We start from the raw sequence: 14,491 nt of genomic DNA on the forward strand, positions 1-14,491 counted from the left end.
TCTAGTTTGCTCGTTTATTTCACCGGTTCGCCGCGCGCCGCGAAATGGCGCAACGCTATAGCGGGCGTCGCCCACGACCACGGCTGGCTTGTCATGGAGGACGATGGCACGCCGGAGATCGGACAGCGATTGGTCGGCGGCCAACCCGCCCTCATACTGTCGTCGCTCACTATTCCTTCGCAGATTCCGGCGAATGGCCTGAAGACCGCCGTAGTCAAGGACACGCCAGGAGCCGCGATGTTCGCCTTGGCGGAAGACCAGTCCCGAAACGGGCTGATCATGGCCGCCTACCAGGGATCCGCGCTGTTCGCTTACGCGGCCGGCATGGCTAAAGAGGGCGCGGTCGTTCTGGACGCCAACGCCTCCACTCTGTCCTTGCCGCTGCTGGGGGATGTGGCGGTCGATGGGGACGTCCGGACGCCTGCGAACGCCTGGCGATCCCTGGACATTTACGAAACCCTGCCGCTCAGCGTAGGCGCGAAGGCTGACTGGCCGCTCGACGGCTTTTATTTTCCGATCATGACCGCCGAGGGTCTGGTGGACAGCGGCCGACCGTCCGTCGACCTGACCGGGAGAGCCCGCACCATCGTCTATGGCCCCTATACCTATCTTCCCGTAGGTCTATGGGAGGTTGAGGTCACAACCTTGATTGATCCCGATGGCGGATCCGCTCACCTACGGTTTGAATGGGGCGCCAATCCGGACTTTGTCGGGTCGTCCGCCTCCGTCTCGAGAAGCGGCGTTTATAGCATAAAACTCCAACGATTTTGGTCGGCGATCGGACCCTCGGAGATGCGGATCACGACCGTTCAGCCCCATTTCCACGGCCATTTCGAGCTTCTGTCCGTGTCGGTGAGGCTGCTCTCCGAAGGCCCGCCCCTTGACCCAGCCGTGCTGGATTGACCGAGATGCGGGGGGGTGCGAAGACCTCCACCTTCGTGGGTCGTCATGTCTTAGGGTATGGAAATCGTGACTCGGTCGGAGGTGTTGCGCTGCTTCGAGACGCGCTGCTGAAGTGAGAGCAAGTTTCGTATGACACGCAGCCTTATCGACACCCCGACTACGAGACATTATCGACCGGCGACCTGGGAAAAAGGCGCGCGCTGGGTCCGGCGCGGGATCGGTCGGTGGATCATTCGTCACGCCAACGGCAAACGAAACGCAGCCTACTGGGCGGAGGCGGCAAGGCTTTATCGCCTCGCGCTGGCGTTTGTGCCGCACCGCCACGACATCGCTGTACAAGCGGGAAACTGCTTCAAAGAAGCGGGGCAATACGACCTCGCCCTGCGTCACTATGATAAGGTCGTCGATCCTGCTCAGCAGGCTGAAGCCCAGTTGCAGAAGGGCGACACGCTAGCGCGGGGCGGCGCCGCAGCGGAGGCGATAGTCGCGCTCGAAGAGGCTATCTCACTGGGTCATCCTGCAGCGGAGGCCCGATTGTCGGAAGTCGCCCAGTTCGGGCTTCTTGGCTCTAAGAGACTCATCAAAGCAGAACCCCAACTCAACCAACCGCTAGCCGAACGCTTCCTCCTCAATCGGCTGACCCGCGGCAAGCGCAAAGACCGGCGCTGGCTAGGCTCCCTCGACAGAACCACCCACCAGCGCATCACAGGGGCAGCCGTTTTTTGGCGCGATCATGTCGCCTTCACCCAGGTGGGGTGGTTGAAGATCCGCAATCAAGGCCGCAGCGAACCCCTCCTCACCGGGGTGGTCGCCGTACGAGCCCGCATCATATCCACCGCTGCGGCCGAAAAGGCTCAGCTGCTGATCGACGGCCGGGTCATAGCGGAAGCCTCACCTGTGGAAGTCGAGGCGCATCCCTCCGGGCGCATTCTCTATTCGGTAAATATCTGGCTGGACGCTGCAGCTCTGCCTGTGGGGCGTAAAGCTCTCATGTTGAACGTTATCGACACTCAGGGCCACCCACAGACGATCAAGACGATCGTGAACATCTTTCGAACCCCCGCCGACCTAGAGCTCCTAGAATCGGACGCCTTCGTCCCCTCCTCTTCCGCCCCGACTCTCGGCGACGTCGCCGCCGAGGTCGCCGCGAGGCCGCCCCAAGTGCGCTCAGCGGCGCGCCGGCTCATCCACGCGCCGGTACGCAATATTCTCGCTATGCGGGTCGATCAATTGGGGGACCTCTCCGCCAGCCTGCCGGCCTTAAGCCGACTAAGAACCCTTTTTCCCCAGGCGCGAATAACCGCAATGATCGCCCCCGGGTTGATCGAAATGCTCGAGGCGACAGGGCTGTGCGACGAAGTGCTGGGCCTTCATCTGGCCTACGATGCTGCTACGGGGCGGCGTTACCTCGAATCCAAAGAAGAAAAGCGTGCCGCAGCCATGCTGTCCGGTCGCCGCTTCGATCTCGCCGTCGATCTCTGTCCAGGTGAAGAGACCCGCCCCTTGTTGAAGATGGCGGACGCCTCTGTTCTGGTCGGGTTCAATCCCAGGGAGTTTGATTTTCTCGACTTCGGAATCGACGTCGTCACCAGGGACAAGGTGAACCGTCTCGCCAAGGCGCCGCACGCCGCGTCTGTCCTCATGCTGATCGAGTGTTTAGCTGAGGCCATGGCCGATGAAAGACCGCCCACGCCGCGACTACGAGATGATCGCGCACTGCTGGCCGAGTATGGCCAGACGCCGAAGACCTATCTGGTGGTCCATACGGGCGCTCGCCACCCCCTCAATCAGTGGCCGATGGAACGTTTTATCGCATTGGCGAACCGGTTTTCAGAGAGGGTCGATGCGCCCATCGTCTTCTTCAGTGATGCTCCGCTTGATCCACAACAGTGCGCATCCATCCGTCATCCGGAGCGAATAAAATTCCTTCAGAAGACGCCGATGAACATTTTCGACGCCCTGATTTCAAACGCCGCCGTAATGGTCGGGAACGATTCCGGGCCGAAACACCTTGCAGCAGCACGCGGTGTGGAAACCGTAAGCCTGCACGTAAATCGGCTGAACTGGAATGAATGGGGCCAAGACGGGCGAGGCGTGATCATCACCAAAAAGGTTCCTTGCAATGGATGCGGCCTGAACGACGTTAGCATGTGCGCAAAGAACGTCCTTTGCCTCACCTCAATTGAAGTAGAAGACGTTCTATCCGCTGTTTTGGAGCGATGGACGCACGTAAAGGCCTCCGGGAAAGGCCAACCGAAACCTCTTCGCAGAGCATAGATCAAATTGAGCAATTCGAGACTTTTTCGTCCGGAAACCAGAATCCTGGTTCTGGGCGACGTCATGTTGGATGGATATGCGAGCGGGGGGGTGGAGCGCATCTCGCCCGAGGCGCCGGTTCCGGTGCTACGCCATCTTTCTCATCACGAGGTGCCGGGCGGCGGCGCTAATGTCGCGATGAACATCGCCGCCCTGGGCGGGCGGCCCTGCCTGATCGGGCTCGTTGGAGAGGACGAGGAAGCGCAGAGACTGGATAAGCTGCTGCAGGCGGCGGGGGTTGAAACCCGGCTGGTGCGTGCGCACAACCGCCCCACGACGTTCAAGCTCCGCATCCTCGCCGGCAATCACCAGATGCTGCGGATCGACAAGGAAGAGGTGGGCGCCGCCTCCGCTGACATGGAAGACGCGTTGCTGGAGGCAGTGCTGGACGTTCTTCCACAGATGCAGGCGGTCATTCTCTCGGACTATCGCAAGGGCTGTCTGACGGATCGCGTCCTAGGCGAGGTGATCGGCGCGGCGCGGGCTCGGAACCTGCCCGTGTTCGTGGATCCGAAGCGATCCGACTTCTCGGCCTATAAGGGTGTGAGCTTCATCACCCCCAACCGATCGGAACTGAAAGGCGCCACCGGCGTGGCGTGCGAGGACGACGCCGCGTGCGCGGATGCGGCTACGATTGCACGTCAAGCCTCCGGAGCCGCCATTCTGCTTACACGTTCAGAACAGGGCATGACCTTCTACCCCGTCGAGGGCGACGTCATTTCTCTGCCGACCGAGGCGCAGGAGGTGTTTGACGTTTCCGGCGCCGGCGACAGCGTCATCGCCACCTTCGCCCTCGGCGTAATCAGCGGAATGACAATTCCGCAGGCCCTGCGCGCCGCAAACTGCGCTGCGGGCATTGTTATTTCCCGCGCCGGCACGGCGACGACGACCGAGGCTGAAATCGCCGCCGCCATGGACAGAGGCCATCTGGCGTCACGCCCTGACGGCGCCTTGTCATGGGAGGAGGCGCGCCGCCTGCGCGAACACTGGCGAGACGAGAAACTGGTCGTCGGCTTCACCAACGGATGTTTCGACCTGCTTCATCCAGGCCATATCGCCCTGTTGCGCGAATCCGCCCGAAACTGCGACCGTCTGATCGTTGCACTGAACACCGACGCCTCCGTTCGTCGGCTAAAGGGCGAGGCGCGGCCGATCCAGAACGAGGATGCGCGGGCGGAAGTGATGGCGGCCATCACCTATGTCGACGGGGTCGTGCTGTTCGACGAAGATACGCCCTACGATGTCATCGCCGCACTTGAGCCCGACGTCCTAATCAAGGGCGCGGACTATGAAGAGCACCAGATTGTCGGCGCCGATCTGGTCAAGTCGCTCGGCGGCGTCATAGTCCGGGTCGATCTCAAACGCGGTCATTCCACAACCAACCTCGTGGCGCGTAGTCAGGGCGGACGCTAGAAGATGAGCGCGCCAGTCCTCAAGGTCGCGGCCGCACAGGCCTCGTCCTGGCTGTTCGACACGGCCATGCCGCTCTGGCTGGAGCACGGCGTGGACTGGACACACGGCGGGTTTTACGAATCCCTGAGCGTGCCTGACCTTAACCCGGCGACCGACTTCAAGCGCCTGCGTGTGCTGACACGTCAGATTTACGTCTTCTCCGAAGGCGCTGCTCACGGGGTCGCCCGCGCCGACGAGGCCGTCGATCGAGGGCTTAGCTTCCTGCTGCGACATGCCCGCCACCCGGACGGAGGCTTCGCCAGCCGCCAGGACATGACCGGCGGCGTCATCGATCCCACTCGAGATCTGTATGACCTCGCTTTCGTACTGTTTTCCCTGGCACATGCCTATCGGCTGACACAGCAAGAACAGCTTAAGATCGAGGCGCTGTCCTTGTTGACCTTCATCCAATCGGAGATGCGCCATCCGGCCGGCGGTTATCTCGAATCCATCCCGCCTCGCACGCCTCGCCGTCAAAACCCCCATATGCACCTTCTCGAGGGGGCTCTGGCCTGTCTGGAACATATGCCGGATCCAGCCTTCGGGGCCTTGGTGGATGAGCTGACGGCGCTTTGTGAACGGGCGTTCCTGAATAAGACCCGTGATCGGCTGTTCGAGTATTTCGATGACGGTCTATCGACGCCACTGCGACCGGGCGGCATCGCTTCAGTCGAGCCCGGGCACCATATGGAGTGGGCCTGGCTGTTTGAAGAGGTTCAACGGGTCTGCGGGCGTTCCATCACAGGCGGCGCCGACTTGGCCCAGTTCGCCCTTGCCCGCGGCCTGGACCGAGACACCGGCTTTCTGCGGGGCGAACTGGGCGACGATGGAAGCGTCCAGGAGCCGATGGTCAGGCTATGGCCTCATGGCGAATGGCTGAAAGCGGCGCTTCGAGTGAAGGGTTTGGGGGAAACATGGGGCGACGCCTGGTCGGCCATGTCCCGTTTTCTTGACATTTCGACGCCCGGCGTCTGGCGTGAACAATGGAATCCGGCGGCGAATGACTTTTTGAACACGCCCGCGCCCGCCAGCACATTCTATCATATCACCACGGCGATCATGGAACTTCGCCGGGCGGCTCGCCTTTCGGCCAGTGCCGCCTAATCTGATCGCGTCGGCCGGGGGGTCGATCTACAAGGACTGAAGATGTCGGACGAATGGGAAGAGCGTGCGCGACAGGCGCAGGAACGTCGTGAACGTCTGAAGTCATTCGGACCTTACGCTGCGGGCGTTTTGGTCCAGACGGAAGGCGGCCTGTTTGTGGTCGATCCGGAAGACAACAGCGTCAGCGCGACCCTGCTTCATCAGGGAGACTACGCCCGGTCCGAGGTCGAGCTGGCCCGCGCCTTCCTGCGCGGCGGCGATGTGCTCGTGGTGGGCTCCCACATCGGCGCCCACGTGGTCGCCCTGTCGCGGCATGCTCCGTCCGTGGTGGCCATTGAGGCCAATCCCAATACGTTCAAATTCCTCGCCGCCAATATCAGGCTCAACGGTTGCGACAACGTCGAGGCCCATAATCTCGCCGCCGGCGAGAGCGAGGGCAGCATTCAATTTGTGCTGAACCGTGAAAACAGCGGCGGCTCCAAGCGGATGCCCAACGCCCAGCACACCCACTATTTCTACGACAACCCCGATGTGGTCGAGGTCGAGATGACCGCGCTGGACAGCCTCATCGGCCCGCGTGCGTTCGACCTGATCCTGATGGATATCGAGGGATCGGAATATTTCGCCCTGAAAGGCATGACGGCGATCCTCGAGCGGGCGGGGGCGCTGGCGGTCGAGTTTCTAGGGCACCATCTGACCGAGGTGGCGGGCATCACGCCGGAACAATTTGTCGAGCCTTTGCTCAGCCATTTTTCTTGGCTCTATCTTCCCCGCCATCGTCTGGTCGTCCCGCAACCCATGATCGCGGCGAAGATCAGGGAGATGTACGATACAGGCGACGGTCACGACCTTATTGTTTTCTCGAAAGATCTTCCGGGTAGCCTCGGCGTCCCAGACAATAGCTTCGTCCTCCGTCCCTGATTAAAATTTCCTAATCAGCTTCTCCTCTCCCAAGTCCAAGAGCTCGATGTGAACCGGAACGACCCCAAGAAACAGTTGATCAAAACTCTGATCACACGGGCTGACGCCGCTCGGGATCAAGGCGCGTTCGTCGCTGCAGCCACGCTGTTCGAAACCGCTCTGGAGTTGCGCCCCGATCACCCTGGGCTGCACATGCAGGCTGGCCATATGCGCAAGGAAGCTCGTGATTTCGAGGCGGCTCAGAAGCATTATGATCGCGTTCGGGAACTCACGCCTGACGACCCGGAAATCCATCTGCAGCTAGGGCATTTTTACAAGACCAGCGGTCGGATCGACGATGCGAGGAACGCCTATTCCCGCGCGGCTGAACTAAAGCCGGACTGGGACACGCCGGCGCATGAGATGGCGATGCTGGATTCGGAAAAGGCGGTCCGGTTGTGGGAACAAGGCGCGATTTCAGCGCCTTCCCCGTCACATCTAGACGCATTCAGCGTGCCTCCGGTCTTTGTGAATCCGGCTCTTTATCCGAAAAAGTTCGACGACTTGCTGATCGAACTTATGGACGCCCTTGTCATTACCCGGATCGGAAATCACCAACGTACGCGCTGGGGCGAGGGGAATACCGTCAGAAATATTGACGCGTTTCGCGGCTACTTTATTTCCCGCACGCCCTGCTTTTACGTCGAAATATTCGTCGATGGACGCCTCCTGAAAAGAGAGCCGCTTACGCCAGGACGTGAAAGACGCGAAAAGACCGGCATCCCCATCAACAAGTATTCCTTCAACGCCTGGATCGATTTTTCGACCTTGGACTATGGGTGGCATGAGGTTGTATTCAGGGGGGTGGGCGTAAAGGACGAAATGATCGAAGGCGTAAATTGGAGACGCGAACGGATCATTGTCGCAGAACCCCTAGATTCAAACGTTTTCAAAGATTCCGATGGCTGGTTGCCGACCCTCCCGCTCGATCCATCAAAGACGCTCGACGAACAGATAAATGCACTTCCAAGCGTCATGCACAGGGCGTCATCCCGGTCCGTGCCTGTGGAGCCAAACACGATCCTGGTGCAGCGCCTCGACCAACTGGGCGACCTCGCCGTCTCCTCTTCGGCGATCAAGCGTCTGAGGGAGATCGTGCCTGAGGCCAAGATCGTAGGGCTCTTGGGGCCGGCTAACGCCGATCTTGCTCGAACCCTCAATCTCTTCGACGAAATCCTTGTTTTCGATTTCCCCGATGACCCGCTGCTCGAGGACCGCATACTGGACCGGGACGGCCAGCTTGAGCTGGCGCGCATGCTCGCGCCTTACAAGTTCGACGTCGCCTTCGATCTCGCCTGCTATGGCACGACCCGGCAGTTGCTTCCCTTGTCCGGCGCACCGCTGATGATCGGCTTTGGACCCGAGGACTGGCTCACCCTAAGTGTGGCGTTACGATATAATGAGGGCCGGAGCCGACGTGAGTTCCTTCGTCACGCCGGCGCTGTTCGTGTCCTGATCGAGGCCTTCGCCGTTATGTTGGACAGCGGCGCGCGAACCGTGACCCGTGACGACCTCGATCCGTCGGTTCTGTCGTCGTTCGGGATTCAGGCGGGTGACCGTTTCGTTGTCTTGCACGCCGGATCTCGCATCAAATTCACGCGCTGGCCCTATTTCGCCCAGCTGGCGGAACGTCTCCTGCAGGAAACCGATCTGAAGATCGTCGTGATGGCGGAGGATCGCGCCCTCGAGACAGAAATAGCCACACGTCACATCGCGTCTGACCGTCTTATCTTCATCAATGGGAAAATCCCCTTCGATCAGTTCGACGCACTGGCCACCTTCGCAGCCTCGTTCGTCGGAAACGACTCGGGGCCCAAACACCTGGCCGCTCTTCGAGGCGCAAACTCGATCAGCCTGCACAGTGCGCGACAGAACTGGACCGAGTGGGGCCAATCTCCGACCGGCGTGGTCATCAGTCGTAATGTGCCGTGCGCTGGGTGCGCACTGCACTACAATCCAGAAGAATGCGCCAAAGGCGTTGTTTGCATAACGGGCATCACTGTGGACGAGGTCCTGACTCAGGTGCTCGAACAAGTTCACGCCGGCTGACACGCAGACAGGACTCTATGACGATCTAAGTTCGGGAGATGCAGTTTTGGCGCGCCCCATACCGTCTCGGCGGCGCGCGGAGCGGCGGTTATATTGGGCGGATCGGCTGTGTCGGCGCCGGAGCGACTTGGCTTAATTTCCGCCACCGCATCCGTGCGGTCTCGGTCAAAGTGCGGCGTAGGCCTCACGAAGGCGCTCGCGATAAAGCGTCGGCGTAAAATCTTCCGCCCGGGCGCGCCCCAGCCCCTCAAGGGCGACGACGAGCGACGGGTCTGCGTCTAGAGCTCGGATTCCGTGCGCGATCGACGAGACATCGTACGGATCGACCAGGAGAGCGGCTTCTCCGGCGACTTCGGCCAAGGCCCCGACGTTCGACGTCAGGACCGCCGTGGACAAGGTCATGGCCTCCAGCACAGGAAGGCCGAATCCTTCGTACAAGGAGGGGAACAGCACGGCGCGCGCGCCTCGGATGAGGCTGATCAGCATTGAAAGCGACGTATATTCATAGCGACGGATTTGCTTGGCCAAGGGACGCTGATCGCGTTCCATCTGATCCACAAGAGCGGTCTCGCCTTCATGTAACCAGCCCGGCGCCCCGATCAGCACCAGAGGGGTCGTCGAGCCGCTGGCGACATAGGCCTCGGTCAACCGGCCCAGATTCTTCTTCGGCTCAACCGCGCCGAAATGCAGAAAATAGTTCTTCCATTCCAGACCGAAGACGGCCTCGACCTCCGAAGCCGCCGCTGAAACAGGGCGTCCCGTCAGTTCCGCTGGGAGAGAAACCGCCTGATAGGTATTGATCACTCGATCCTCGTCCACTTTCAGCAGGCGGACGACGTCCTGGCGCGTGGTTTCGGACACCACGACGATCCGATCGGCCTTGCTGGCGATCGCCTGGTGCAGGGCCAGAAAGGCGCTGCGGTCATGAAGCGTCGTGTGGGGCAGGCGCAGCGGTATCAGATCGTGAATCGTATAGATGTTCGGCCTTCCCTGCGCGAACAGGGGAAGGGGGGCGGTCCAGTGCATGGCGGACGGGGCCTGACCCTGGTCGCCGCCGAACCGGACGGGCGTGAAGCGGCCGTGAAGGCGATAGCAGCGTCGGGCGCGGGAATAGAGGTCTTGCGCCGACCACAACGCGTCGACGGGGGCGCCCCTGCCCTCCAAGGGCCAGATGACCTCGCCGGTCGCGTGCGTCAGGTGCGCGGTTCGTCCGAACTGGCTGAGAAAGGTTTGCGCGCCCCTGCGGATTCGGTCGCCGGCCCGCAGCGACGTCCTGCGTTCGGCGCCGGCGATCACCGCTTCGCTGAGGAGCGGATTATCAGAGACCACGCCGGCCGGGCCGAAAAGGGCCTGGGTTTGAACCCCGTCTTGCTTCATCGCCGTCAGCAGGTTTCGACCATAGGTCGCTATGCCGGTGCCCTTGCTGAGGGCGAGATTATAGCCGTCGATACAGATCGAACGCATACAGTGAAGCTCTGTTTCTCGCCGAGAGGCCGCCCGCCGTTTCGCTACGAGCCGCCGCCCATTGTCAATGCCTGGCCGTGTGGTCTCGACAATCGGGGCACGGCGTTTCATTAAGACGCATGGAGCGAAGCTTCGCCGACCGCGAGCTGAACCGCCTACCGCTCGACAATGTTTCAATGGCGAACACAGTGATACAAGACCATGGTGTCTCACGCCGCTCAGCAGGTGCCGTGCTCGACGCCGCAGCCCTGTTGGAGTTGGAGGCCCGCCCCTTTCTCGACATCGACGCCGGCGTCGATGTTGAGAATGAAAGCCAGGCCGTGGTCCTGGCGCATGAAAAGCTCCAGGACACAGCGGACTATCGACAGGCTCTGCAGACCTGGTTTGATGCGGTCGCCCCAGGCGGACGACTGATCCTGACCGTCCCGCACGCGTTTCTTCACGATCGCGCACTGCGATTGGAGCAGCGGCGGCGAGCCGGTCAAAAACGCCTCTACACCCCTGCTTCGCTTCTCCAAGAAGTCGAAGAAGCCTTGGCGCCCAACACCTATCGCGTGCAAAGGCTAAGCGATTCCGACGTCGGCTACGACTATGACGCGCTACGCGAACAGGCGCCAAAGGGTGCGCATCATCTGATCCTCATCCTTCAGAAAATCGCTCCGCCGCAGTGGACAGTCTCCGCTGCGCCGTCCGTGGCGACCCAGCCGGCGGCGCCGGACTTCGAAGTCGCTCGTACGCGGGTCGAATTTTCTGCGCTTGCCCCCCGGCGGCGCATCCTGGCCTTGAAACTGGATCACCTGGGCGACTTCATCATGGGCCTGCCCGCTCTGGAAGCCCTTCGCGACGCCTTCCCATCCGCGGATATCACGCTGGTTGTCGGGTCGTGGAACCTCGATCTGGCGCTCGAATCGGGCCTGGCGGACACGGTGGTGGCGTTCGACGTCTTTCCTCGCAATTCCAACGAGGAGAAGGTGGATGTGGCGGGCAGGACCGCGCTTTTCGAAGCCTTGATCACCGAGGAATACGATATCGCAGTGGACCTGCGCATTGATTCGGACACACGCGGCCTGCTTCAAAGCGTGCGGGCGTCGCTGAGGGCCGGAGTCGGCGCGCGATCGCGGTTCCCGTTCCTGGACGTCTTCCTGCCTGTCGACGCCGCCCGCGAGGGACCCGAACAGGCGCGACGCGACACCCTGGATCATCACGGTTTCCACTCGAAGGATGGGCTGGTCCGGTCGCAGCGGCGCCTCCATTGCGATGGATCCGTGGCGCGCGACAATGCTCTGGTCTGGGGTCCATACTGGTCGCTGAGTGCGGGCCGATATGTGTTCGAACCCTTCCTGGATATCGAAGGCGAAGGCTCGCTCGTTCTGGATGTGGGGCTGGACACCCATCGGGAATGCGGACTGGTGGTCCCCTCGACCGAGCCGGCGCGCCTCGCGTTCCGGGTCGACCGCGACAACACCCAGTTCGAGTTCAGGATATGGCCGATGGAGGGCGCGGAAGTTCCAGCGTTCAGTTTCTATGGCGGTCTTCTGATCCGTGAGGGCGCGGCCAGCGTGCTGCACCAGTCTGAATATGGCCGGCTGCTTGTCGAACTGCTGCGCTTGCGGGTCAGTGAAAGCGGTCTGCTGGAAGAGGGCGCGGTTTTCTGATGGCCGACATCCTCATCGCCCCCTTCTCCAACAGCGACATTCGCGACTGGCCGCCGCAACATTTCACGCGTCTCATCCGACTTTTGATCGACAGACGTCCGCAAGGGCTTGTTCGAGTCATCGGCGCGCGAAGCCAGACTCTCCGCGCCAACGAAATCGTCCGGTCCCTGCCGGCGGATCGCGTCATCAACGACTGCGGTCGCCTGTCATGGCCAGAGGTGGAGGCCCGGTTGCGCGCCGCCGCCTGCGTGATCGGCAACAACTCCGGGATCGCCCATCTGTCGGCGCGCCTGGGCGCGCCGACCGTCTGTATTTTCGGCGGAGCGCACCAGAGGGCGGAGTGGCGACCGCTCGGCTTCAACGTCGCCCTGGTTTCCCGAGCGATCGGCTGCGCGCCCTGCCTGCTGCACCGCGCGGCGGACTGCCCCTACGCCTTGGCCTGTCTCGATCTGGTGACGCCGGAGACCGTGTGCGAGGCGGTCATGGATATCATGACGAGGACAAGAATGCAGAACCGATCGGCGTCTATGCGGTGGACGCGTCAACAGCCGGCGGAACAGTCAGAGCAGGAAGTGGTGGCCGCATGATCAAGCGATGGATCGCCCGGCGTCGACGCCGCCTGAACCTCTATGGCCGGATGAGCAGCGTCGAGAGCCGCCTCGGCGCGCTTGCGCTGGATTCGACCTCGACCGCAGAAGGTCTGGCGGGGCGGCTGAGACGGATCGAGGAAGACGTCGCCGGCGCGACGGCGCGCCTGTCACAGACAGAGAATGATCTCAGCATCTTCAAGGGCGATGTCCTTCAGGCCGCCGCCTCGCAGCGCCAGGATCGTGACACACTTCATGACGGCGTCGCCGCAGCGAAGGGCCGCGCCGATGAAGCCTTCGCTGCGGCCGCCGAAGCGCGCGATGTCTTGCACGCCCTGTCCATCCGCTTGGCGCGGCTGGAGACGCAGCGGCAACTGGACGTCGAGGAGGGGCGGCAGACCGCCTCCGCCTCGCTCCAGGCCTTGAAACGCACCGTCCTGAAGTGGCGCACCCAGGCGGATACGCTCGAGCAGATCGACAAGGCCCTGCCCACGCCGTTTTATGCCGGCCGCCCCTCGGAGAACCGCCGTCCTTCGCGGCTTCGGCTCAACCTTGCAGCGGGCACGCCTGTGTTGGAGGCGCAACTGGGCGAAAAGCTCCATCTGGCGCTGCTTGCGCCGGACGGCGCACCGACGCCCGCCGCCCTTCAGCTGGACCATGCAGACGACGACTGGGCCGTCTTTGCCCCGATCGGCAGCCTACTGGCGCCACACTTCAGACAGGCGATCCTGGACGCGATCAAACGCCATCCGGACGCAGCCCTCTTCTATGCAGACGATGTGGCGGCCGAGACCGAGGACGCCATAGATCAGATTCGATTCAAGCCTGAGTTTGATCCCACGCTTCTGTCCGCACAGGACTATATCGGATCTCCGATTATCGTCCGGCTCGGAGCTCTGAGCGCTCTAGGCGGTCTCGACGCCGCCCGGGGGACAGCGGCCTGCGCAGATCTTGTGTTCCGAGCGAATGCTGAAGGGATGATGATACGGCGTATTCCGGAAGTGCTTTTGGTTCACCCCAAGCAGAGGGTTCGGGCCACTGTTTCTGACTATCGCGCGATGCTTCAGGCCCAACCTTCGCTCGGCGACTACGACATCCTGCCGGGCCAGACGCTGGACAGCTTCCGGCTTGCGCGCCGTTTTGTGGCGACGAAACAGGCGCCGGTCTCCATCCTTATTCCGACACGGCGGGCGACGCCGCAGGCGTCCAGCGAAGCCTATGTCGAACGCCTTCTGATATCGCTGGCGGCGACGGACTGGCCGATGGACCGGCTGACGGTCATCGTCGGCGACGATATCCCCGAGGCGCCGGAATGGGCCCTGCGGAAATGGCCATTCACCTTGCGCCGCATAGCGACGCCGCGGGCCCCGCTCGAGCGGTTCAACTACGCCGCCAAGATGAACCTGCTCTGGCGGGCCGCCGACACCGAGCAGATCGTCTTCATGAACGACGATGTGCGGGCGCTGGACGGCGGATGGCTGAAAGCCCTTCAGACCTTCGCCATGGACCCCGCCGTGGGCGGCGTGGGCGCGCGGCTGTTGTTCGAGGACGGGTCTCTACAGCATGCGGGCATGGCGCCTCATGGCGAGGGAACGGCCCATCTCTGGATTCAAAGACTGGGCTCGCGCGGCCTTTACCAGGACTGGGCGCTGGTGCATCGGGAGTGGTCGATGGTGACCGGGGCCATTTTCGCCACGCGGCGCACTCTGATGGAGACGATGGCCGGGTTCGATGAGCGGTTCTCGTTGGAGTTCAATGATACCGACCTGTGCCTGAGACTGCGCCGAGCGGGTCACCGGATCGTCTGCACACCCTTTGCGCAAATGGTGCATGTCGAACGTGCTTCACGTCGGCAGACCCCGCCCCCCCGCGAGGAGGCGGATCTGTTTGACCAGCTCTGGTCCGAATGGCTGGCGAATGATCCCTCCTGGCACCCCGGACTGGACCGCGCGCGCGTCGAGGTCATGCCCCAGCCGGCGGCCGACGCCTGGTACCTCTGAA

General features: G+C 62.2%; 10 protein-coding genes. 9 read left to right on the top strand and 1 reads right to left on the bottom strand.

Translation table 11 applies throughout. The features are described 5' to 3' along the window. Positions 1 to 6: 6 nt before the first annotated feature. From ACW17X_RS10915 to ACW17X_RS10940, 6 genes are all read left to right on the top strand, one after another. Positions 7 to 903: a hypothetical protein gene (locus ACW17X_RS10915; RefSeq protein WP_492097319.1), complete on the top strand. Its 897-nt coding sequence runs from the start codon at positions 7 to 9 to the stop codon at positions 901 to 903. Between the two features lie 129 nt (positions 904 to 1,032). Then, a complete protein-coding gene (locus ACW17X_RS10920) occupies positions 1,033 to 3,180 on the top strand; it encodes a glycosyltransferase family 9 protein (RefSeq protein WP_492097321.1) in 2,148 nt (715 codons plus the stop codon). A gap of 6 nt (positions 3,181 to 3,186) precedes the next feature. Further along, the gene (gene rfaE1, locus ACW17X_RS10925) at positions 3,187 to 4,632 is read left to right on the top strand and encodes a D-glycero-beta-D-manno-heptose-7-phosphate kinase (RefSeq protein WP_492097323.1); all 1,446 of its coding nucleotides are present in this window, start codon (positions 3,187 to 3,189) and stop codon (positions 4,630 to 4,632) included. Positions 4,633 to 4,698: 66 nt separating this feature from the next. Beyond that, complete coding sequence (locus ACW17X_RS10930; protein WP_492097325.1) at positions 4,699 to 5,775, top strand: AGE family epimerase/isomerase; 1,077 nt, start codon at positions 4,699 to 4,701, stop codon at positions 5,773 to 5,775. Positions 5,776 to 5,817: 42 nt separating this feature from the next. Continuing rightward, positions 5,818 to 6,696, top strand: a complete 879-nt coding sequence (locus ACW17X_RS10935; protein ID WP_492097327.1) for an FkbM family methyltransferase — start codon at positions 5,818 to 5,820, stop codon at positions 6,694 to 6,696. Between the two features lie 48 nt (positions 6,697 to 6,744). Continuing rightward, entirely contained in the window at positions 6,745 to 8,784 is a 2,040-nt protein-coding gene (locus ACW17X_RS10940; protein WP_492097329.1) for a glycosyltransferase family 9 protein, read from the top strand. 165 nt (positions 8,785 to 8,949) lie between these two features. Here the strand turns inward: ACW17X_RS10940 and ACW17X_RS10945 are convergent, their stop codons facing one another. Next, a complete protein-coding gene (locus ACW17X_RS10945; RefSeq protein ID WP_492097331.1) occupies positions 8,950 to 10,248 on the bottom strand; it encodes a glycosyltransferase family 4 protein in 1,299 nt (432 codons plus the stop codon). Between the two features lie 230 nt (positions 10,249 to 10,478). Here ACW17X_RS10945 and ACW17X_RS10950 point away from each other — a divergent pair, with 230 nt between their 5' ends. The 3 genes from ACW17X_RS10950 to ACW17X_RS10960 are packed head-to-tail and all read left to right on the top strand — an operon-like array spanning position 10,479 to position 14,490. Beyond that, the gene (locus tag ACW17X_RS10950) at positions 10,479 to 11,903 is read left to right on the top strand and encodes a glycosyltransferase family 9 protein (RefSeq protein ID WP_492097333.1); all 1,425 of its coding nucleotides are present in this window, start codon (positions 10,479 to 10,481) and stop codon (positions 11,901 to 11,903) included. Continuing rightward, positions 11,903 to 12,490 (top strand): glycosyltransferase family 9 protein, encoded by a 588-nt coding sequence (locus ACW17X_RS10955; protein ID WP_492097335.1) that lies wholly within the window; start codon positions 11,903 to 11,905, stop codon positions 12,488 to 12,490. Before ACW17X_RS10950 ends, ACW17X_RS10955 begins: the two co-directional genes overlap by 1 nt. Then, a complete protein-coding gene (locus ACW17X_RS10960; RefSeq protein ID WP_492097337.1) occupies positions 12,487 to 14,490 on the top strand; it encodes a glycosyltransferase family 2 protein in 2,004 nt (667 codons plus the stop codon). Before ACW17X_RS10955 ends, ACW17X_RS10960 begins: the two co-directional genes overlap by 4 nt. Position 14,491 lies beyond the last annotated feature (1 nt).

The organism is Brevundimonas sp. FV1ye4L (assembly GCF_058681255.1).

Bases quoted from the DNA above. Each gene is read 5' to 3' on its own strand.
- ACW17X_RS10955 (WP_492097335.1), top strand. From the start codon at position 11,903: ATGGCCGACATCCTCATCGCCCCCTTCTCCAACAGCGACATTCGCGAC.
- ACW17X_RS10920 (WP_492097321.1), top strand. From the start codon at position 1,033: ATGACACGCAGCCTTATCGACACCCCGACTACGAGACATTATCGACCG.
- ACW17X_RS10935 (WP_492097327.1), top strand. From the start codon at position 5,818: ATGTCGGACGAATGGGAAGAGCGTGCGCGACAGGCGCAGGAACGTCGT.
- ACW17X_RS10930 (WP_492097325.1), top strand. From the start codon at position 4,699: ATGCCGCTCTGGCTGGAGCACGGCGTGGACTGGACACACGGCGGGTTT.
- ACW17X_RS10945 (WP_492097331.1), bottom strand. From the start codon at position 10,248: ATGCGTTCGATCTGTATCGACGGCTATAATCTCGCCCTCAGCAAGGGC.
- ACW17X_RS10960 (WP_492097337.1), top strand. From the start codon at position 12,487: ATGATCAAGCGATGGATCGCCCGGCGTCGACGCCGCCTGAACCTCTAT.